This window comes from Undibacterium sp. GW821-FHT11B02 (assembly GCF_058808955.1).
In genome coordinates this window covers 225148-246870 of record NZ_JBXASD010000011.1, presented here as the reverse complement: position 1 = coordinate 246870, position 21723 = coordinate 225148, and the positions used below count along the sequence as shown (strand labels likewise).

At 50.5% G+C, this 21723-nt stretch carries 18 protein-coding genes; 5 read left to right on the top strand and 13 right to left on the bottom strand.

Features of this window, described 5'->3' with window-relative positions; all coding sequences use genetic code 11:
• The coding region (locus AC1RVX_RS22855) for an RBBP9/YdeN family alpha/beta hydrolase (RefSeq protein WP_493218881.1) at window positions 1-470 on the top strand (470 nt) is incomplete at its 5' end.
• Window positions 471-577: 107 nt separating this feature from the next.
• On the opposite strand, the gene AC1RVX_RS22850 is transcribed toward AC1RVX_RS22855, so the two are convergent.
• The 6 genes from AC1RVX_RS22850 to AC1RVX_RS22825 all read right to left on the bottom strand — a co-directional run bounded on the left by AC1RVX_RS22850 (window position 578) and on the right by AC1RVX_RS22825 (window position 5777).
• On the bottom strand, window positions 578-892 hold the full coding sequence (locus AC1RVX_RS22850) for a cytochrome C oxidase subunit IV family protein (protein WP_493218880.1): 315 nt from the start codon (window positions 890-892) through the stop codon (window positions 578-580).
• Window positions 893-899: 7 nt separating this feature from the next.
• The gene (locus AC1RVX_RS22845; RefSeq protein WP_493218879.1) at window positions 900-1592 is read right to left on the bottom strand and encodes a heme-copper oxidase subunit III family protein; all 693 of its coding nucleotides are present in this window, start codon (window positions 1590-1592) and stop codon (window positions 900-902) included.
• Between the two features lie 13 nt (window positions 1593-1605).
• The gene (locus tag AC1RVX_RS22840; protein ID WP_493218878.1) at window positions 1606-2229 is read right to left on the bottom strand and encodes a cytochrome c oxidase subunit 3; all 624 of its coding nucleotides are present in this window, start codon (window positions 2227-2229) and stop codon (window positions 1606-1608) included.
• Window positions 2226-3983: a cytochrome c oxidase subunit I gene (ctaD, locus tag AC1RVX_RS22835; RefSeq protein WP_493218877.1), complete on the bottom strand. Its 1758-nt coding sequence runs from the start codon at window positions 3981-3983 to the stop codon at window positions 2226-2228. The genes AC1RVX_RS22840 and ctaD overlap by 4 nt, the downstream gene beginning before the upstream one ends.
• A 25-nt stretch (window positions 3984-4008) precedes the next feature.
• Complete coding sequence (locus tag AC1RVX_RS22830) at window positions 4009-5160, bottom strand: c-type cytochrome (protein ID WP_493218876.1); 1152 nt, start codon at window positions 5158-5160, stop codon at window positions 4009-4011.
• A 128-nt stretch (window positions 5161-5288) separates the two neighbouring features.
• Entirely contained in the window at window positions 5289-5777 is a 489-nt protein-coding gene (locus AC1RVX_RS22825) for a hypothetical protein (protein WP_493218875.1), read from the bottom strand.
• 424 nt (window positions 5778-6201) lie between these two features.
• Between AC1RVX_RS22825 and AC1RVX_RS22820 the strand changes: the two genes are divergently transcribed.
• Together AC1RVX_RS22820 and AC1RVX_RS22815 are read left to right on the top strand one after the other, a co-directional pair.
• A complete protein-coding gene (locus AC1RVX_RS22820; protein ID WP_493218874.1) occupies window positions 6202-8271 on the top strand; it encodes a M13 family metallopeptidase in 2070 nt (689 codons plus the stop codon).
• 197 nt (window positions 8272-8468) lie between these two features.
• Window positions 8469-9764 carry a GspE/PulE/PilB domain-containing protein gene (locus AC1RVX_RS22815; RefSeq protein WP_493218873.1) on the top strand — a complete coding sequence of 432 codons (1296 nt, stop codon included), beginning with the start codon at window positions 8469-8471 and terminating at the stop codon, window positions 9762-9764.
• 47 nt (window positions 9765-9811) lie between these two features.
• On the opposite strand, the gene AC1RVX_RS22810 is transcribed toward AC1RVX_RS22815, so the two are convergent.
• From AC1RVX_RS22810 to AC1RVX_RS22790, 5 genes are all read right to left on the bottom strand, one after another.
• A complete protein-coding gene (locus AC1RVX_RS22810; protein ID WP_493218872.1) occupies window positions 9812-10708 on the bottom strand; it encodes a hypothetical protein in 897 nt (298 codons plus the stop codon).
• Window positions 10705-12510 carry a CHASE2 domain-containing protein gene (locus AC1RVX_RS22805; protein ID WP_493218871.1) on the bottom strand — a complete coding sequence of 602 codons (1806 nt, stop codon included), beginning with the start codon at window positions 12508-12510 and terminating at the stop codon, window positions 10705-10707. Before AC1RVX_RS22805 ends, AC1RVX_RS22810 begins: the two co-directional genes overlap by 4 nt.
• 73 nt (window positions 12511-12583) lie before the next feature.
• Entirely contained in the window at window positions 12584-15814 is a 3231-nt protein-coding gene (locus AC1RVX_RS22800) for a beta strand repeat-containing protein (protein WP_493218870.1), read from the bottom strand.
• Window positions 15811-18138 (bottom strand): CHAT domain-containing protein, encoded by a 2328-nt coding sequence (locus AC1RVX_RS22795; RefSeq protein WP_493218869.1) that lies wholly within the window; start codon window positions 18136-18138, stop codon window positions 15811-15813. Before AC1RVX_RS22795 ends, AC1RVX_RS22800 begins: the two co-directional genes overlap by 4 nt.
• Window positions 18139-18149: 11 nt before the next feature.
• Window positions 18150-19778, bottom strand: coding sequence for a ShlB/FhaC/HecB family hemolysin secretion/activation protein (locus tag AC1RVX_RS22790; RefSeq protein WP_493218868.1), 1629 nt, complete (start codon window positions 19776-19778; stop codon window positions 18150-18152).
• 368 nt (window positions 19779-20146) lie between these two features.
• On the opposite strand from AC1RVX_RS22790, the gene AC1RVX_RS22785 reads away from it, so the two are divergent.
• Complete coding sequence (locus AC1RVX_RS22785; RefSeq protein ID WP_493218867.1) at window positions 20147-20524, top strand: GFA family protein; 378 nt, start codon at window positions 20147-20149, stop codon at window positions 20522-20524.
• 41 nt (window positions 20525-20565) lie between these two features.
• On the top strand, window positions 20566-21207 hold the full coding sequence (locus tag AC1RVX_RS22780) for a LysE family translocator (RefSeq protein ID WP_493218866.1): 642 nt from the start codon (window positions 20566-20568) through the stop codon (window positions 21205-21207).
• Between the two features lie 37 nt (window positions 21208-21244).
• Here the strand turns inward: AC1RVX_RS22780 and AC1RVX_RS22775 are convergent, their stop codons facing one another.
• Together AC1RVX_RS22775 and AC1RVX_RS22770 are read right to left on the bottom strand one after the other, a co-directional pair.
• On the bottom strand, window positions 21245-21520 hold the full coding sequence (locus AC1RVX_RS22775) for a GNAT family N-acetyltransferase (RefSeq protein WP_493218890.1): 276 nt from the start codon (window positions 21518-21520) through the stop codon (window positions 21245-21247).
• 47 nt (window positions 21521-21567) lie between these two features.
• Window positions 21568-21708, bottom strand: coding sequence for a hypothetical protein (locus AC1RVX_RS22770; protein WP_493218865.1), 141 nt, complete (start codon window positions 21706-21708; stop codon window positions 21568-21570).
• Window positions 21709-21723 lie beyond the last annotated feature (15 nt).

Genomic DNA, 21723 nt, shown 5'->3' with positions numbered 1-21723 from the left:
TGGGACTGGTACAGCAACGTTTTCAACCAGGTAGTTGGGACGAACCACAACTGCATGACTGGATAGCCGCGCTGGATAGCTCGATTGCCGCTTGCGCAGAACCACCGTTGCTGGTGGCGCACAGTCTCTCTTGCCTGCTGGTCGCCCATTGGGCGGCCAGGAGCAAGCAGCGCATAGGTGGTGCCATGTTAGTCGCTGTGCCTGATACCACGAGCGCGGCCTTCCCGGCTGCCGCGGTGAGTTTTGCCGACGTGCCAGAAATACCCTTACGGTTTCCAGCACTGATCATTGCGAGCAGTAATGACCCTTATGCGACTATCTCCTATGCCAATCAGCGTGCACAACAATGGCAAACTGGCTTGGTGGAAGCAGGCGCTTACGGTCATCTTAACGCTGCCAGTGACTTGGGTGAATGGTATTTGGGGAAAGTCCTGCTAACGGCTTTTATGGCAGGCTTGGGAGAAATTTAACTGTACAGGAGCGGCTACACTCCCCCCCACCCGGCAGGTCCCACTGACTGTTGTCAACTTTGATGCAAGCCTCTGGTAGCACCGGGGGTTAGCTTAACCTGCATTCTTCATCGAAAAAACAGTATGCGCGAAGTAAATACATAATTGGCTTCAAGTGCCATCAAACCAACCAGCACCAGCACACAAACCGGGGGCAACAAGATTGCGCAGATCAATGCCAGGCGCTCCCAGGCCAGGTGCATGAAAATTGCCACAATCAAACCCGCCTTGAGTATCATTAATAACAAAATCAAGGCCCATCGCAATGCGCCGTGAAATTGAAAATAATCCACCAGATAAGACAGCGTGCTCAGCACAAAAAGTAAAACCCAGACTTTGAGATACAGGCCTACAGGATGGGTTTGTCCATGGGTGTTTTCCATGATAGCCTCACCAGAGATAAAACAACGCAAAAATAAACACCCATACCAGATCAACAAAGTGCCAGTACAAACCAGCAATTTCTACAATCTGGTAATTTGCACTACGTTCATAATGCCCGCGCAATACGCGGGTTGCCACGACCAGTAAGTAAATCACTCCGGCACTGACGTGTAGGCCGTGAAAGCCCGTGATCATGAAAAAACTGGCTCCGAATTGTGCTGCGCCAAGTGAATTTCCCCAAGGGCGTATCCCTTCTTCAAGTATCAGCTTACTCCATTCGAATGCCTGCATACCAACAAAACTGATACCAAAAGCAGCGGTAACAAACATCAATAATGCAGTACGTACGCGGTCACGTCGATAAGCAAAATTAACTGCCATGGCCATAGTACCGCTGCTACTGATGAGGATGAAGGTCATGATCGCAATCAAAATCAAAGGCAATTCGGTACCGTTGATATTAAGTGAAAATACCTTGCTGGGATTCGGCCAGGGAACAGTACTCGCCATGCGTGCTGACATATACCCTGTCAGGAAACAGCTAAAAATGAAAGTGTCACTGAGCAAGAAAAACCACATCATCGCCTTGCCCCAGGATATCTTGAAAGCATGCTGATCAGATGACCAGTCCGCGACCAGCCCGCGCAAGCCAGGCAGACCGGTATCAGCAGCAGGTGTTGACAAAACAGACGTATTCATACAGTTCACCTCATCAACGCGTGCCACAAATATACCGGACCAGTTCTGGTGTCAGCCAAATCAGGCTAACCAATAGTACGAGCCAGATTGCCAACAAGAAATGCCAGTAGCGTGCGAGTAAAGAAATTTTCCAGGTAAAATTGCCGGAAACAGTATTGCGTCTTGCGTTACTGAATACAAAGGCGTAAAAAATCAAGCCTCCGATTACATGCAAGCCATGCATGGCGGTCAACAAATAAAAGAAACTTGCAGCCGGATTACCAGACATCACAACTTGTCTGAGCATCAATGCCTGCCACGCCAAAAACTGGGTCAGCAAGAAAGCCAGCCCACATACAGCTCCAAGCATCAAAAACAGGCGACTTTGCATAAGTTGCGCCGCGTGGGCAAACCGGCTTGCTACTTGCAACATCACGCTGACACAGACGAGCAAAGCAGTACTGAGTCCTAATTGCCATGGCATTTCTATCTGTGACCAATCACTGCCATTCGTACGCATTGCATATGCAGCCAAAAAGAGTAAGAAAAGCGCTGTAGCCACCGCAATCAGTACCCACACTGCGACACTCAATGCGCCACGGCTATCCGGTTCGTTCGAGAATTGCCCTGCATTCTCCATCGTCGCTATGGTATTCATATTGCCACCGGCTTTCCCGCGTGCGGCTCAGGGTCTGCCCCTCCGTCTGACAATGGTGCATTTTGCGGGATAAAATCTTGTGCAGTCCCAGGTACGCTATAGGCATAAGCTCCGCGCACGACCACCGGCAACTCAGAACCCCAATTACCATGTCCGGGTGGCGTCAATGGAGTCTGCCATTCCAGCGATGCAGAACGCCAGGGATTTCCTTCTGCTTTTTTGCCGTGAAACAGACTCCAGATCAGGTTGAAAATAAACACCAGTTGAGTTACACCAACTATCAACGCAACGACAGAAATAAAACTGTTCAAGTTGTGAGCGGATTGTGGAATGAATTGGTAATTATCAAAATTATAGTAACGGCGTGGCATACCCAGTATGCCAAGATAATGCATGGGGAAAAAAATCGCATATGTCCCAAGGAAAGTGACCCAGAAATGCAACTTGCCCAAGGTATCGTTTAGCATGCGCCCCGTGGCTTTGGGATACCAATGATAGATGCCGCCGAACACTGTCAGGATGGGTGCGACCCCCATCACCATATGGAAATGGGCGACGACAAAATAAGTGTTGGACAAGGGGATATCCACACTGACATTACCAAGGAACAAACCAGTCAGCCCACCTATCAGGAAGGTGCTTAGAAACGCCAGTGCAAACAGCATAGGCACAGAGAAATGTATGTCGCCACGCCACAATGTCAACAACCAGTTATATACCTTGATCGCTGTGGGCACTGCAATGATCAAAGTACTGGTCGCAAAGAAAAACCCGAAATACGGATTCATGCCACTGACAAACATATGATGTGCCCACACGACAAAACTCAGGCCACCAATAATGACAATGGCCCACACCATCATGCGATAGCCAAAAATCTGTTTGCGAGCATGCACGCAGATCAGATCAGAAACTATGCCAAATGCTGGTAAGGCAACGATATACACTTCAGGGTGCCCAAAGAACCAGAACAGGTGCTGGAACAATAAGGGGCTGCCCCCTTTATAGTTTGTCATTTGCCCCATTGATACCAGTGCCGGCATAAAAAAACTGGTACCCAAAGTCTTGTCGAGCAACATCATCACTCCACTGACAAACAGGGCGGGAAAGGCAAGCAAAGCCAATATGGTGGCAGTAAAAATCCCCCACACCGACAAGGGCATACGCAACAACGTCATCCCTTCTGTGCGTGCCTGTAACACTGTAGTGACATAATTCAAGCCACCCATGGTTGCAGCCACAATGAAAATAACCAGAGAAACCAGCATCAGGATAATGCCCCAGTCAGCCCCTGGCGTACCGGCAAGGATTGCCTGTGGCGGATACAGTGTCCATCCAGCCCCGGTCGGCCCACCCGTTACAAAAAAACTGGCCAACAAGACCAACACTGATAAAAAATAGAACCAGAAACTCAACATATTCAAATAGGGGAAAACCATGTCGCGTGCCCCCACCATCAAGGGGATAAGAAAATTCCCGAAACCGCCCAAAAATAGTGCCGTCAACAGATAGATCACCATGATCATGCCGTGCATGGTCATGAACTGGTAATAGTGACTGGCGTCAATCCCCATTTTTCCCGGGAACCCCAATTGCAAACGCATCAAGTTCGACAGCACCAGGCCCACCATGCCGACTACAATTGCTACCACTGTGTATTGGATAGCAATCACCTTGTGATCCTGGCTCCAGACGTATTTGGTCCAGAAACCTTGCGGATAGTGTTGTAATTCGTCGCTGTCACCGTGACTCATATCTGTCCCCACATGGAAATCGTCTTTATTGTTTTGCTTCTTGTGGTATCGCCGACGTTGGTGCCAAAGTCTGGATATACGCCACCAACGCGGCCAACTCGCTGTCGCTTAGTTCTATCTTGGGCATGATGGGTGCGTATCCCTGCACGACCCTGGCTGTCGGTTCACGAATAAAATTTCTCAGGTAGGTCTGATCCACCAGTGCGGATGTACCATCTGCCATCATTTCAGTTTTCCCGTACAAGCCTCGCCAACTTGGACCAACTCCCTTGCTGCCATCAATCGAATGACAAGCAACACATCCTTTAGCAAGATACAAAGCCCGCCCCTGTACTGCTTGCACTGCCTGTGGTGCCGGTAACGATGCAACATCAGGCTGACCGGATTTGCGCAGGCTTGCTGCAAAAGTTGGTTGCGCATCACGCCACTTCTGATATTCAGCAAGTGACTCAACTACAACAGCGGCCCGCATATTGGCATGACCTATGCCGCACAACTGCGCGCACATCGCTTCATAGCGCCCTGGTTTTGTCGGTGTAAACCAGAAGCTACTCACCATGCCGGGCACAATATTCATTCTTGCGCGAAATGGCGGAACAAAGAAATCATGCAAAGTATCATTGGAACGCAACAGCATCTTGACCGGTTTTCCGATAGGCAAATGCAGTTCGCCATTATCTGCAATGATGCTGTTTTGTCCGCTGGGATCGTTGGGTGCAATCCCGTAAGGATTGCTGGCATTGACAAAACGCATATCCGTCATCCCCAGCTTGCCATCCACACCCGCCAGGCGGAAACGCCATTGCCATTGCTGCGCGAGGACTTCAACCACGATGGCGTCACGCGGCGTGTTTATATATTCTGCATACACAAACAAGCCCGGCGCCAACAAAGCAATGATGCCTGCCGATGTAGCGACGATCAGCCAACGCTCCAGTTTCGGATTATCTGCCATGAAAGTGGCCCGGCCACCTTCACGATGACGAAAACGGATCAAGGTATAGACCAGAGCCAGATTGATACCAACGAAAAAGATGCCGGTGATGACGAAGCTGATCATCAACATATGATCCATCTGCAGCCAATTGGAAGCCAGGGGAGTTAGCCACCAGGGGCTGATCAGATGAAACAGCACTGAACCCAATACGATGACGATAAGAGCTATGATCATAGGCATCTGGATCATCCTTCTTGCAATCTCTCAATCGGAAGCCGCTTACCTCGTACGAAGTCCTGCGGAAGACCATGTCCGTCCACATATATGAACTTCTGATTCAATAAAATACCTGGTCCGTTTTCTAACTTCTAACGTTCCAGCTTCATGTACATTAATGCGGCGGTCATACCGAACAGAACCTGGCTCATCAAGGTCGGCGTGTTGCGCATACCTATAAACCAAGGGAAAAGGCCAACCATGCCGTAGAAATTGAGCAGATAGAGCCCGAAGCCAAACACCGCACCAACTAGCAGAACCATGCCCGTGCTGGAATCGAAACGGAAGGGTGCGATAATCGCTGCCAATATCAGACCGAAACAGATTCCCAACAAATAGTGAACAATGAGTGCTACGGCGACCACACTGAAACTGAAAGCAGTCGATTGCAAGACATCAGGCCCCATGACCATTGCGGCGATCAGATGTGATGCAGCCCAGGGGCTGATATCCAATACCATGGTGGACCAGAATAACTCCATAACCATGACTGCGGCCCCGCCAACAAAGCCAGAAACTGCAGCGGCAGTCCAATCCGGTGCGCGAGACTCCCATTGATGGGATTGCATACGAAGTTCCATATGATCTCCTTTGGAATTCGAGAACATGCAACATGCTGTTGAGCCTGAATTATCAAACCTGGCTGCCCCATTGCTGTGCAATAGAAACAGTGTAGGACAAATTTTCACCTGATGCAAAGTCGATAATTATGGTTGAGGAAATCTAAATTCCCACTGAAAAACATCAATAAATACATGCCCTTTAGCTCTCAAAAAAATAGCCAGGCTCGGTTTTGTTCGCTGTGGGTAAACATCGGTTTTTATGCTTTTAATCGGTGTCATTTCTTGGGTCAACCAAGTTATCCACATAGCTTGCCTTTATCAGGAAATTTTCAATGGTTTTTTGACATTCACCCATACAAGTTTATCTAAATTGTCTGAACTTTAGCTAATTTAGAGTATCTATACTGCTTTCTTCTTCATAAATTTTCCACCAGGAAATACCATGCCACGTACCCTGATTTCTCTCGCACTCGCCAGCTTGTTTGCAAATATGCTTGCCTCACCGGCGTATGCAGATAATGCGACTGACAGTAGCCGCGACACAGCCCGCCAACTCATCTCGGGTATAGATTTACAATGGATAGATAAAAGTGTCAGACCCCAGGATGATTTTTACCAATACATGTCTGGTAAATGGCTGGCAACAGCGGTTATCCCGGCAGATCGCGGACGCTTTGGTTCATTTGATCAGTTGCGTGATCAGTCAGAGAAAAACTCTTACGAAATCATCAAGGCGCTGGCAGGCAACCAGCAACTCGTCGCTGGTAGCAACCAGAAAAAAATTGTCGACCTGTTCAATAGCTTCATGGATGAAACACGTGTCAACTCCCAGGATATCAAACCATTGCAAGGTCAATTTGCCCTTATCGATGCATTGAGTGACAAGGCTAAGTTGCCAGCACTGATGGCCGAACTGGGCAAGCTCGGTGTCAATACGCCTGTCCAGACAGGTATTAACCAGGATGCCCGCGACTCAAGCCGTTATGCTGTGTATCTGGGCCAAAATGGCTTGACCATGCCTGACCGTGACTACTATTTGAAGCAGGATGACGCCAAGCTCAAGAGTTTCCGCGAAGCATACCTGAAGCACCTGGAAAAAATGCTGGATATGAGTGGGCAAGCTCATCCCGAACAGGGTGCAGTTGCCATCATGGCGTTGGAAACCGAAATAGCCATAATCCAATGGACCAAAGTAGAAAATCGCAATCCAGTCAAGACCTACAACAAAACCGGTCTCAAAGAACTGATGTTGTTAACGCCTGGCTTTAACTGGACAGACTATTTCAGCAGCAATGGCATGGCTGGAAAAATGGACTATGTTATCGTGCGCCAGCCTGAATTTTTTAGTGGAATGAGCAAAATCATTGCCAGCACGCCACTTGAAACCTGGAAAATCTATTTAAAATGGCAGACATTGAATGCCTTTGCACAATTTCTCAGCCAGCGTTTCGTAGACGAGGACTTCGACTTCTCAAGCAAGACCTTACGTAGCGTACCCGCCAATCAAGAGCGCTGGAAGCGCGGTGTCGCCAGGGTAGAGGAAGCCATGTCCGAAGCATTGGGACAGTTGTATGTAGAAAGATACTTTCCACCAGAAAACAAGGCACGCATGCAAACTATGGTGAATAATTTGCTGCTAGCCTATAAGCAAAGCATAGAAACCTTGAGCTGGATGAGCCCGGAAACCAAGAAGGAAGCATTGGCTAAACTGGCGAAATTCAATCCAAAGATCGGCTACCCGGATCAATGGCGTGACTACAGCAAGCTGGAGATTGTCAAGGATGACCTGGTTGGCAATGTCATACGTGGCCGTGAACATGAACTCCAACGCCAGCTAGCCAAGCTGGGCAAACCTGTCAGCCGCATGGATTGGGGCATGAGCCCACAGACCGTAAACGCTTATTACAATTCACGGCAGAATGAAATTGTCTTCCCGGCAGCGATATTACAGCCACCTTTCTTTAATGCTGCTGCCGACGATGCGGTCAATTATGGAGGTATAGGCGCAGTCATAGGACATGAAATCAGCCACGGTTTTGATGATTCCGGTAGTCAATCGGATGGTGACGGCAATTTACGTGACTGGTGGACCAAGGAAGACAAGGCCAACTTTGGCAAATTAACTGCGGCCATGATAGCCCAGTACAATGCCTACAGCCCGTTACCTGGCTATAAGGTCAACGGCGCTTTGACCCTCGGTGAGAATATTGCGGACAATTCCGGCTTATCGATCGCCTATAAAGCGTATCAGATTTCGCTGGGCGGTAAACCAGCCCCGGTCATAGACGGCTTCACTGGCAACCAACGCGTTTTCATGGGCTGGGCACAAGTCTGGCGCGGTAAATCACGTGATGGCGAAACCATACTGAGGGTGAATACTGACCCACATTCTCCATCCATATTCCGTGGTAATGGCCCCTTGACGAATTTGCCTGCATTTTATTCAGCCTTTGATGTCAAGGAAGGCGACAAAATGTACGTGGCACCTGAAAAGCGCATCACTATCTGGTAAATCAACAATCGGGCTAAAGGGGCAAAAATGTCCCTTGTATTGTACAGATAGTCATAAAATATCGATAATTTCTTTAAAACAATTGCTAAACACAGGCTTTTTCGAAAAACGCGCTTAAGCTTATCAGTGTCGCAATGACGATGCAGCCCGGCTGTGGCAGAATAGCCGGGATTAAATCTATTGATGAAAGCAAATTTATGAGTTTTGTGCGCCGTATCCAACAAGATCAGTATGATGTCTATGACAACGACGACGTGCATGCTCGCTTACATTTTTTCAAGCATCTGCAAACCATCACGAATGCCATCCATTCAACCAGCAATATCGAGCAGATCATGCTTGATATGTCGCAAAGTATTTGCGAGCTGTTTGAGTGTGAACGCCTGACGCTGTATTCCGTCAATTACAGGAAAAATGCGATTGAATCCAAGGTCAAGACCGGGCTGAGTTCCTTCAAGGATTTTGCCCTGCCAATCTCGGAAAAAAGTGTTGCAGGCTATGTCGCCATGACCAAGCAAACCATCAACCTGGTCAATGTCTACGACGAAGCCGAGTTGAAAACCCATTCGCCGAAACTGGAATTTTTGCGCCGTGTTGACCAGCGCACCGGCTTTCGCACCAAGCAAATGCTGGCTGGTCCATTGGTACATGAACAAAGCAATGAATTGCTTGGAGTACTGCAACTGATCAACAACCGTCATGATTGCCAGTTCCCGCAGTTGCTGGAAGAAGGTTTCCGCTATTTGCGCAATACCCTGGCAGTGGCGTTTGCCCAGCGTCTGATGTCACCACAGGTGATACATACCAAATTTGACAGTCTGATCAAGTCTTCGATACTGTCGATCCCGGAACTGGGTCTGGCCGCACGTGCAGCACGACGCAAAGGTGTGGATGTGGAAGATATACTGGTCGATGAATTCGAGGTCAAGCCTGCCGATATCGGCCAGTCACTGGCAGTTTATTTTGAATGCGCCTACCAGCCTTACAAGGCAGACCGTGTGCGTCCAGATGCGCTGAAAAACTTCAAGCGTGCCTACGTCGAAGATCATCACTGGATCGTCCTCGAAGAAAGTGCCGATAATCTGGTCATCATGACTACCGACCCGGAACGTGTGATGGCGTCGCGCATTGTCCATAGTCTGTTCCCCATTGCGAAGATACAGTATTGTGTAACGACGCAACGCGAATTCAAGCAAACTGTTGATCAATTCTTTGGCGACAGCGAGAACACCATCACCAACATGGAAGCTGCGAATCAGGATGCCATCGAAACCGTGACGGCTGCCGAAACTGCCTTGCTGGCTCAGGTCAGGGAAACCATTGTTGACGCCTTTGGCAAGCACCATCCTGAATTCCAGATCGATGTGCGTTCACGTGAAGACAAGACCGTCAGTCGCATGCATAAGGATGGCTCAGTGCAGCGTATCGCCGGTCAGGTGATTGTTGATTTTCATGTCGATTTTCTGGATACCGGCATGAGCGCATCTGCCTGAACACACTTGGTTGAACAGGTAGGCAGCTGGCTCGTTTGTTATTCAGCTTATTGCCCACCCTCACCAAGGCGGGCCAGGTCTGGCCGCTGTCTGGCGATGGATTGCCAGACCAGCCGGGATTCGACATAAGCGCGCTTGCCTTGCAATGTGGCAGCATACAATACCCATTCTTCAACCGCAGCCTGTTCATCTGGCCGCAAGTCGGTCAATACGTTGGCTTCTGATTTGCTGGCCACTCTGAATTCGGCGCGTGACATCTGGGTTTTGCCATCTCTGGCAGACACATAGCTAACCTGCCAGCGATAGGTCTTGCCTTCTTCCAGCCGGACATTGTCAGGCAATTGCCAGTTGTTTTCTTTCAGCTTTTGGCTGACGATCAGTTTTTCATCAGTAGGTTTTTCGCCTGTCTCCTGGATGCTGATGTCAAATTCAGCCGCTTCGGCTGCCATCCAGCTAAATGCAGGCCGGCCACCCAGCAACAGGCTATTATTTTCTGGTGCGGTAATGGCTATACGTGGCGGCAACTGGCGCATGCGGACTGCGCCAGCAATCACATTGCTGGTTTCTGCTGCGCGCACCAGTTTTTCTGCCATGGGTTTGACCAGGGCTTTTTGCCCCTGCAAGCTGATGACGCCATCTTTCTCTATACTGACCTGTGCCGGGCCGGTCAACTGATATACCGATCTGGTTGCATACAGTGACAATGAAGCCCTGGCACCGGCATCGACCGTAATCTGCATTTTGGGTTGCAGGTAGGCCAGTAACTGCAACTTGCTGCTGACGCCATTCACTTCCATCTTGCCATTGCCTTGCACATCCAGCACCATTCCGACAGCGGTATCTGCATGCACTGGACGCACCATTGCACAAATGAGCAGGCAAGCCAAAAATACGAATGGTAAAGGAATACCGACAAGGCGACGTAATGTGAACGTGGACATCATTGATTTGCCTGCTTCTTCAAAAAATTGGTAGTGGTTTCCTGCGGCAGCTGCCAGCCAAAGACGGCCATTGCAGAACGACCTTTGAGCTGTTTTTCACCGAGAGCAACAAAAGAAACCAGGTTCTGCAACTTGTCTGCCACCGTGTCGGAACATACCACAGGATAACCGGCATCCTTGCACAGACCTTCTATCCTGGCAGCGGTATTCACGGTATCCCCTATGGCGGTGTATTCATGCCTTTCGGCTGAGCCGACCTGACCGATAACGGCATCACCGCTATGCAGACCTATCCCTATAGCCAGTGCTGGCTTGCCTTCTTGCTGCAATTCGCTGTTCAAGTCAGCCAGCGCATATAGCATGTCACGTGCAGCATCAAAGGCATTTTGTTCAGGACTGGGCAAGGCGTTTGGCGCACCAAAAAAAGCCATCATGCCGTCACCAATGAATTTGTCTATGGTACCACCATGTTCATGCACGATCTTGCTCATCACCGCAAAATAGCGGTTGAGCAGGCTGACGACGTCCTCAGCCTGCGCATGCTCGCACAGGGTAGTAAAACCGCGAATGTCTGAAAACAGCACGCACACTGGCAAGCGGCGACTGTGGGTATAGTTGTGTTCCCGTCCGGCGACAATTTCATCCATCACAGCAGGGCTGACGCGACCAGAAAATGCCTTGTTCAAACGTTGCTTGTCGATGAAATGCCGCCAGCCGTGGTAGATACTACTGCTGCCCAGCGCCAGCAAACCCGTCAGCAATATGGCACTTGGTGGCAGCCATACATCATATTGCATGGCGATCGTACTGCCTGCCAGCAAGGCCACTGCTGCCAGCACAAACAAACCTGTTTTTTTGCCTACCGAAGATCCAAACCAGAACAACACAAACATACAACAAAGCAGGTACAGAATATTATTGCCTGTCACTTTCATCATGCGCTGGTTCAGCATACTGCGCAGCAGTTGTGCATGTGCCAGGACACCTGGATTGGGTGCGCCCTCCGGTAACCATGCGGCCAGAGACACTGGCAAATCAACCAGGTCAGTAGCTTCCATGGTTGCCCCCAGCAAGACGACACGTCCTTCGAAGCGGCGTTTCAATTCGCCAATATTACCCTTGTCTGACAATTGCAGCACTTCTTGCAAGGGGATATAGTCGAAGCGTGCACCAAGGCGATAATTGATCAGGCCGGACCAGTCTTGCCTGATACCTGCAGCAGCGGCAACTTCAGTCGCCAAACCGCGTGCACCACCATCTGGCTGACATTGCGTGCCGGGGAAGTGACGTATGCGTTGATCACTGTCGCGGCAAAATTCTGCCGATGCCACCGCCTGAAAACGTTCGCCCTGCATGCCTAATACTGCCGCATAATCAACCTGAATATTAATAAAGTGCCTGCGTTGCAGATCCCAGACTTTGGCTGCAACCACAGGTGTTCCCTGTATGGCTTCCAGCATGCCAGACAACAGCGCCTTGTGAAAATCTGCATCCGTTTTGCGGGTGGAGACCAGGGTGTCATAACGTTTTTCTGGAAGGCTGACATCCATGCCCACTACTCTGGCACCAGCCAGGTTCATGGTTTTTAAAAATTCGGCCAGGTAAACATGATTCAAGACCAGAGGCTCGTCAACTTCATCAAGAAAAGCTTCATTGATACCGACGATGACAGGTTCATGTTCTACCACTTGTGGCGAATATTCACGTGATAGCCAGAACTGCAAGTCCAGCAGTTTATTGTCAACAGCCTGCACACCTGACCAGTGCAATAACAGGGCAGCAAAACCGCACAACAGCAATGGCATGCACCAAGCCGTCCATCTGCCCAGACGCGCAGTAACAAAGTGGGAAATCATAGGCAGCAAGGCATGCACCAGCTCAGGGTTTCAGCAAGCCGGTGGAGCTGGGCAAGAGCCCGCCACGCCCGACCTGACTCAGTGAACTGCCGCTACCAATACGACATAAATCCATGGCCAGATCTCCCAAATCATAGGCTTGTGCCGACAAATTCAGCAGGCTGGCTGCGAAATCAACTTGTGGACTGCTTAATCTTATCACTCCGTTCACACCATCAGGAGCGGCGGCCTGAATAAGATTGCCACTGTTGCGACTAAAACTCAATGGCGGACCACCGATGCGTAGCTGACTGCCGCTGGCAATAGTGGCATCTACCTGGATATTGACGTTGCCGCCAGAGGCGGCGGGTGCCGCCGTATTTGCCTGTACAAAGCCATTCCTGAGGATTAAAGCCGGTGCCGCGATGGTGATATCGCCACCGTTGCCAGTTTGCAGCCCATTGACTGAGGTGGTGATTTGCGAGCTGTCGATCAACAGCGGACCACTGCCGCGCAGTACGATGCTGCCGCCATTCCCGTCCTGAGCGCTGGTAGTAATGGCACTGGCGCGGCTCCACAAACGGTTGGCGTAAGTAATCTGAATATCACTGGCTGCCACATTACCGTTGGCAGAAGCACTGATCTGTGCCTGTTGCAACTGCATGTCAGACGCATTCACTGTTAGCAGGGTTTTACTCAATGCGCCGGGCTGACTGAGTCGGGCGGCATTGCTGATAGACAGTATGCCTTGATCGATATGCAGACTTTCTGATGCAGCCAGGTTGACGCTACCCGCATAGCCGCTGGAAGCAGGTCCGGCTTCTGAACTGATGATGGCATTGCTGCTGATATCGATGTTGCCACCGCTGACATTGACAGCGCCAGCCTTGCCTTGAGCAAAAGCGCTGGATGAAATCTGTGCAGCATTGCGCAGGTTGATGCTGTTTGCCGTCACGCCGACGGTACCAGCGTTACCGTTGGAGTAGCTACTGTATTCACCACCTGCATTGGCACTGCTGAGTATGCCTGTAGGGACGATGGGCTTGTCGCTGCCAGCTTCTGCTGTCAGGGTAGTCTTGCCATTCATATCAAGATTACCGGCACTGACCTTGACGGCACCCGCAGAACCGGTACTGTAACTGGTTGTGGCTGAAGAAATCTGTCCGCCATCCGTCAGACTCAGCTTTCCGCTGACATTCACGTCAACGCTGCCGGCATTGCCCTGCGCCTGGGTACCGGCATCGCTGTAAATGCCGGTAGCCTGGCCTTTGCCGTTGATATTGATTTCTGGCGCATCAACCTTGACGGCACCGGCATTACCGATAAACCGCGTAGAAGAAGAAATGCTGCCCCCTGCTTCCAATAAAACAGACTGGCCAGCCTGGACCAGGATACTGCCGCCATTGCCTGCACCTATGGTTTCCGCCAGCACGCCTGAATCACCTCCAGTGACTGTCAAGGTCTTGCCAGTCACGTTGATATTACCGCTATTGCCTTTGGTATAGGTGGTGGATGAAATTCTGCCACCGTCTGTCAGTGTCAACTTGTCCGCAACGCTGACATCGATATTGCCACCATTGCCGCCCTGAAAACTGGCCGACATGCGAAAATCCCCGGCATCACTGTAGATGCCCGCACTCAGCCCCTGACCGTCAATGGCAAGACTATTCGCCTGGAATTTGATGGCACCGGCATTACCCTTGTCAAATGCAGAAGTGGATATACCACCTTCGGACTGAATGCTGGCAGCACCGCGCACAGCCACATCCACATTACCGGCATTACCCTTGCCACCTGAGATACTGTTGATGCCAGTCGACAGGCCATCGCCATTGATCAGCAATTCACCCGCACTGACTTTGACATCACCGCCCTGCCCTGCGGTATAGGTTGCGGATGAAATCTGCGCGCTGCTCAAGATAGTCAATTTGCCGTTCGCCGACACATCGACCCTGCCTGCATTGCCGCCGCCCGCATTACTGCTGCCACTATTGGCGGTCGAGACTATGCCGGTATCAGGACCATTTGCTTCGCTGCCATCCAGCATAATCTCATTGGCGCTGACAATGACGGTGCCAGCATTGCCCTTCGCATTGCTGGATGAAGAAATCAAGCCCCCATTCAACACTGACAGCTTGCCTTTGATATTGATACTCAGATTGCCTGCATTGCCACCAAAATCATTTGCCTGACTGTAAATGCCTGTGACCTGGCCCTGACCATCCAGCATGGCACTGTCGGCATCAACACGGATAGTACCGGCATTGCCATTGGTGAAGGTCGATGATGAGATGCGTGCACCATTCAGTATGCTGAGCTGCCCACTGGCCGACACCTGTATGTCTCCCGATCTGGCGATACCATCTTTCGCATTACTGAACACCCCAGTCCCCTGTGTTGAATCCTGCGCATCGATCACAATATTCCCGGCCTGTATGCGTATTTGTCCGCCATCTACAAAACCATTGCCTGGACTATTGATACTGCCACCGTTGAGGATATTAAGCTGCCCATTCATGCCGACTGCATCGCCACTAGCAAGTGGCACGTCCAGTTTGCTGTTGCCCACTGCAGCGACCCGGATGTTGCCACCCGGCGCCTGCAGGCTGGCATTGTCGATGCTGATATCGCCAGCAACCAGGCTGACTGCCTGCTGTGAACGCGTCGCCAATGTGGCACCGTCCCTGACTTCCAGTGTAGCGCGGGTGTTACCCAGAAATCCGAAAGCCTCGGGCGCTGCAGCTGACAATGTACTGGCACGCGTGGTATCGACATAGAAATTGCCATCTGCAAATTTCAAGTAATTGGCGGTACTGATGTGCAAGCCTGCCGGTACATCAAGCGCCGCACCCGCACCGAAAATCACGCCTGCCGGATTAATGAAATAAAAATTCGGCTGACTACCTGTGGCTGCGGTCAATTGCAACAAGCCATTGATCTGGGAAGCCGTGCCGCCAGTGACCCGTGCAATCACATTTTGCAAAGCGGTAGTGGTAGTGAAATTGGCTGTTTCCCCACTGTCTATGCTAAAGCTGCGGAAGCTGTGAAATAAATTGCCGCCTTTGGTAGTACCCAGATTTTGAGGCACCACGAAATTCCCGGACAAGTTTTGCACCGGGCCAACCGTACCATCAGTGACAGCACCGGCTTGTACCAACATGGGCACAGTGCTGAAAGCAAATAACAGACTTAGACTGATTACCGTACGCATGACATGCGTGGCATGTTGGTGGCGCTTTTGCGTTGCATAGGATTGCAACAGAGTCGTGTTCATAACCAGCTCCCAACCATAATGAACGGTGCCCAGTAAAAAGGATGGCTGAAATTATCGTTCTTCAACAGGTTAAGCTGGGCTTTTTGCAAAGCCTGTACCTTGCTGTTTCCCGGCAAAGACAGATTGCGATAAAACTGCACCATCAGCGCACTGGCGGCGTCATCAGATACCGGCCATAGCGAGCCGAGTGCGCTTTTGGCATGCGCTTTCAAGGCCGCACCACTCAGACCCAGCGGCGCTCTGTCATCACCTTCGGCAGTTTCACAAGCGGATAGGGTCAGCAGTTCCAGTCCACGACTGTTTTTCTCGCCTTCACGCAATAATTGCTGCAAGCCATTCATGGTGATGAGGTCATCATGCGCCATTAAAAAACTGCTCTCCGCCGTGCCACCGAATACGCCATGTGACGCGATATGCACGATCTGGTAATCACCGGTTTTCATTTTTCCGGCGAAGGCAGAAACAGTAAAACTGGCGTTCAACAAGGTCTGACCGGGCGTGAATTTTTCCAGCAGGCGTATTTCTTCATCGACTCCATTGAGTGAGAGCATTTGCTGCAATTGCTGGTGCCGCTGCTGTTTCTCAGTAGCAGACATGGTGCCGCTGCTGTCAGCACCGGGTTTGGCTGCTGGCAGGTTACGCATGTTGCGGGTGAAACTGCCACGACTGATTTGTCTGCCTGCCGCCGATGATTGCGGGCTGGCAGCCAGCAGCTGTTCTACCATGACAGCCGGTAATTTATCAACGACGGCCCCCGGTTCACTCATTCCTGCCAGCAGGGTTTTCATGCTGGCTCCTTGCTGTTCTCGTGCAATTGTATTTGTCAATGTCAGTGCAGGGACGATGGCTATCGCATATTTTTCTATGGCAAAATGCTGTCCATCATGCAAGGCTGCAAATGGCAGCAGGCGCAAGACGCCGTCGGGAATAATTACCAGGGTTTCTATTTTTTCTTGTTGCAGCAGGCTATCTACCGGTGCCAGCAACATGTCATACAAGCGCTTGGCCTGAGGTTTGAAAGACAGGTTATCACGTATGCTGCTGTCAAAATCAATCACATCGGCACGCAAACTGTCTGCGGAAACCGCGATACTCCGGTGCTGCATACCATTTGCAGTTTCTACCAGTAATTCCATACGGTTCGGCAAAATCACCGGATAAATGATGGCCGTGCCGTGCGCAAGTGTGGATGAGCGGCGATTGGCGCGTGCACTGTCAACCGCACAACGATCCCCCAGATAATCCTGCAGCTCGGTCTGCTTGATGAGTTCAAGCACATTGCGGGCGCGTCGTAATTGCTGGTCTTTTTTCCCTGCATTCAGTTGATCTGCATCCTGCAACAGCAGATCTGCCAGGCCCAGGTAAACCGGCTCCAGTGTTTCACGGAATGAAGATTTACCATCCTGGTATTCCACCGGGATATCAGTACGAATCGCTTCAATATGATCCAGCGCACGCTGGTAGGCAGCGATTGCCATATCAGTCTGTCCACGCTGACGCAAAATGCGGCCACGACGCCGTTCGACGGCGATCAGTAAATCATGCGCGTCCATGGTCTGCGCCGTCAACACGGCCTGATCGCTGAGTGCCAGTGCTTCGTCATAGCGCAGTGCATCTTCATACATCTGCGCCAGTTGGTCCAGCGCTTCCAGCAAGAGCCGGGTTTCCCGCTCTACCTGCGCCAACTGACGAGCATAGTCGAAAGCTTGATATGCCAGAGCCAGGCCAGACCGCCCTGCAGCTTTTGCCTGTGCACCCAGATTGATGGCAAAGCGTATTCTTGCCTGCGGCTTGCTGACTTCTGGCAATCTCTGCCAGTACGTATTCAGATTGTTGATGCGGACAGCAGGCGTGAGCTTGCCCCCATCCAGTTTCAAGCGATTCAGGCCACTGCTGACAGCAATACCGGCATCTGCCCCCGCTAAGGTCATGGCAACATCATACGATGCGCGCGCAGCATCTGCACTGCCACGGCTTTGCTGCCAGTTGCCAAGCGCAATGGCATGAGCAGCTTTATCGACTGCGACATCCGCATGCTCATAAGCAAAGCGCAGATAGGATTCAGCCAGCGCGGGCTGTTGCATCTGTATGTAACTGGCAGCAATAACTGCTGCCAGCCTGACTTTTTCTGTCTGTACGTTGGTGGCTGCGTACTGGGTCAGCAAAGGATTCAATACCTGACTGTAATTACCACGCTCACATAATTGCAAGTTGTTATTTAGCGCTTCCGTTTGGGCATACGCCACGGGGAAGAAAAAATTGAACGATGTCAGGCATACGATCAATACCTTGCGGACACATTGTTTATGGTTGAAGGTGTGCATTATCTATCCGCTTAAAACACGTGGTAAGCTATTTGAAAATGCACGCCGTGATCCTGTAAATTGCCACTGCCAGCATTTGGCAAGCTCTTGAGCTTATGGGCGAAAAACAGGTCGGCACTCCATTTATTCCATTGCCAATTCACGCCCACCCCCAGCGATGCAAGCTTTTGTGTCACCTCATCCTGGTTGTTTGCAATAGCCATATCGGCAAAGGTGATCAGGTTCAATTTTTGCCCCTCAAGCGCCGTGAAGCTGAGCGGATAATGAAATTCTGCATTCAACAAAGCAGCACGGTCGCGTACCAAAGCATTTTCACGATAGCCACGCACGGTGGCGGCTCCACCGACAGAGAAACGTTCCAGCGGCAACAAGCGGTCCGGGGTTTGCTGCACTGATGCACGCACGACGATCTGTCTGCCATCATTCGCCAGATTATGTACATATTGCAGTTGCCCGGTCCAGATACGATAACTCGCAGCTGGTACGCCAGCGTCGCTTACGCTGCGATCGACATTATTGTGACCAAAGGCAAATACGCTGCGCAATGCCAGTGCCTGGGTTTCACCACGTTCGGTCCATTCCTGAGAAAAGTGCCAGACCTTGATACGTGAATGTCCATCCGGCTCACCTGGCGTAAATGAAAAAGCTTCACCGAGCAAGGTAGTGTGACTTTCACGTTGCGCATAGCTGAGACCCAGCTCCACTTTCCTTTGCGGGGAAGATTGCAGGGTCTGTGTCAATCCGGCCTCACCACCTGAGCTGCGGCTTTTGATATCGACGGCAGCCAATGATTCACCTATGACAGAAGAACTGCCCTGATCGGCACTTAGCTTCAAGCTGGTGCCACGGCTATTCAACGGCATAATCCAGCCAAGATGCACAGGGTCAGCCCCTTCGCTGTGGCTGATGCTGGCGTCCAGCACGTCACCACGTCCAGTCAAATTACGAACCCAGCCCGCACTGCCCAGCACTTCAGAACCGATAGACGGCGCACGGTAATTATTAAAAAAAACTGTCATGCCATAGGCTGATGCACGCTGCACATCGATATCCAATATGGCTGTGCCTGTTACATCACCGGGAATCAGGCGACTATTGATTTTTTCAAACAAGGGGTCAGTAAGCAATAACTGGAATCTTTGCTGCAAGACTGGCATATTGAATACTTCCGATGGGTGTACCAATCTTTGCTTCAGGTATTGTGGCTGCAACCGGCCCTGTCCCCTGATGTTGACCTGACTGATACGCCCTTCTATCAGGCGTATGCGGACCAGACCGTTGGGAAACGCTTCTTGTCCATCAGCCACCACCAGTACAGCACCAGAGTTCAGATAACCCGTGGCAATATATCTGCGGGTAATGCTGATGCGCAGTTCTTCCAGTTCGGCGGGTGTAACGCGACGCCCGATATACAGTTGCACCATTTGCTGCAATTCTTCTGTCGTGAACACGGTATTGCCGCTGAACTGGAATGCTTTCACCAGCACGTCTGCAGTGCTGGCCTGTACAGGTGGTAATACAAAAACCTGATCCGGCGCTGCTACTGCTGCCCCTTGCATACTGTATGCAAGACCGATCCAGCCTGCCAGTGCGGTAAAACAACGGGAGACACGCCTGTGACTCAGTACAAAATTCAGCATGAATGGTGACCGCCATTATTCCTGTAAATTAGTGATGCGGTCTGACGCTGGATAATGAATGACATAGAAATAAACCAATGAATGAACAACACAGGAACAAAGTGGCCAATGCAAAATGCCAATCGGGCATGATAAAAGGCTTGCAAAATGATTACAATAAATTAAGGGGGCCGATTACATTTGGACACATATTAAACTGTCCAGTAACGCCAGGTATGGTCAGGAAGCCACAGAAAAATGCATATTAGAAATTGTCATGGCAGAACGACCATGGCAGTCTACTACTTTAAAGAAAATTGTACCGGTACGACGCAGGCCCGTACCGGTACTATGACACTGCCAGTCTCAGATAACCTAGGAAGCACAGGATGCAAGATCAATCACCGGGCCACCGCCCCATGCAAAGCTGTCAGGGTAGTTGCCACTGTGGTGCAGTGCGTTTTGAAATAGAGACAGATTTTCCTGAACTGACCATGTGCGATTGTTCAATTTGCCGCCGTAAAAATACCTTGATGGTCAAGGTACATGAAAGCCGTTTCAAATTACTGGCAGGTGCAGAATCACTGAGTGAATACCAGTTTCATAGCAACACGGCGCATCATTATTTTTGCAAGATTTGCGGCATTTATCCTTTTCATCGCAAACGCGTCACGCCAGACAATTTTGGCATCAATGTATATTGTCTGGAGAATTTTGACCCTGCCGGTATTCCGATACGGCAGGCCACGGGTGCCAAGATGGCATAAGCCGATAAAAAAATTTTTCCAAACCAATTCAGGATTTAACAATGCAAACCCAGACCATGCTTGCCTTTACTGCCATAGCCAGCCTTGCCATATTAAGCCCCGGCCCCTCCACCTTGCTGTCGTTAAAAAACGGTGCAAGTTATGGCGCGCGCGCCGTCATGTGGTCAGCCTTTGGCAATATATGTGGCATCTTTTGCCTGTCTACTACAGCCTTTCTGGGTCTGGGGGCATTGCTGAATTCATCAGTCATGCTGTTTGCAGCAGTCAAGATCGCCGGGGCGCTCTACCTGTTTTATATCGGTGCCAAACAGTTATTTGGAAAAAGTAGCGCACTGACGCATGATGTACAAAACGGGCTGGCAGATAACAAACCACACCCACGCAAATTATTTTCTGAAGCTTTTTTGACAGCTGCCACCAATCCCAAGGGCCTGATGTTTTTTACAGCCTTGTTCCCGCATTTCATCACACCAGGGGAAGCTTTGGCACCGCAGTTTTTTTCATTGATGACTATCTTCATGAGTCTGTCCTACCTGACTCATCTGATGTATGCCCAGTTGGCTGCGCGGGCCATGCATATCCTGGTCAAACCGCATTTCGTCAAATGGATTAACCGTGTTGTTGGCGCCGCCTTTATTTCATTTGGGGCGATGTTGCTGAGTTTGCGCAGGCAGGCGGCCTGATGGCCGGCTGCAGGCAACGTGCTTGCTATTCATGCCTTCAGACCAGCAGATTCTTTTCCATGAAAACGCTCAAAGGATCTTCCTCGTAATCACCAAAAGCTGCACGTTCTGTATAACCAAGGCGAAAATACAAACCCAGGGCCTCTGGCTGCGTGATGCCGGTTTCCAGTCTGGCGACACGTATATCATGCGTCAGCAAATGATCTTCCAGCGCACGCATGATAAGTTTCGATAAGCCCTTGCCGCGAAACTCGTCCAGCACAAACACGCGTTTGATTTCACCATATCTTAGCTGAGCCTGGTCATCAAACAGGATTTTGACTGCACCACAGGCTGCCAGTTGCCCATCAACGTGGCAGCCTAAAACATCACATTGTCTTGCGCCAGTGCTGCCACGCTTTCGAGATGATTGCTCTCAGCCGGATAGAGCGCATAGGCATCAGACAAATCAATCAGCCTGCCTGCTGCGCCTGAAGCCGGGTCCAGTCTTTCAATGCCCATTTTCTGTTTATGTTT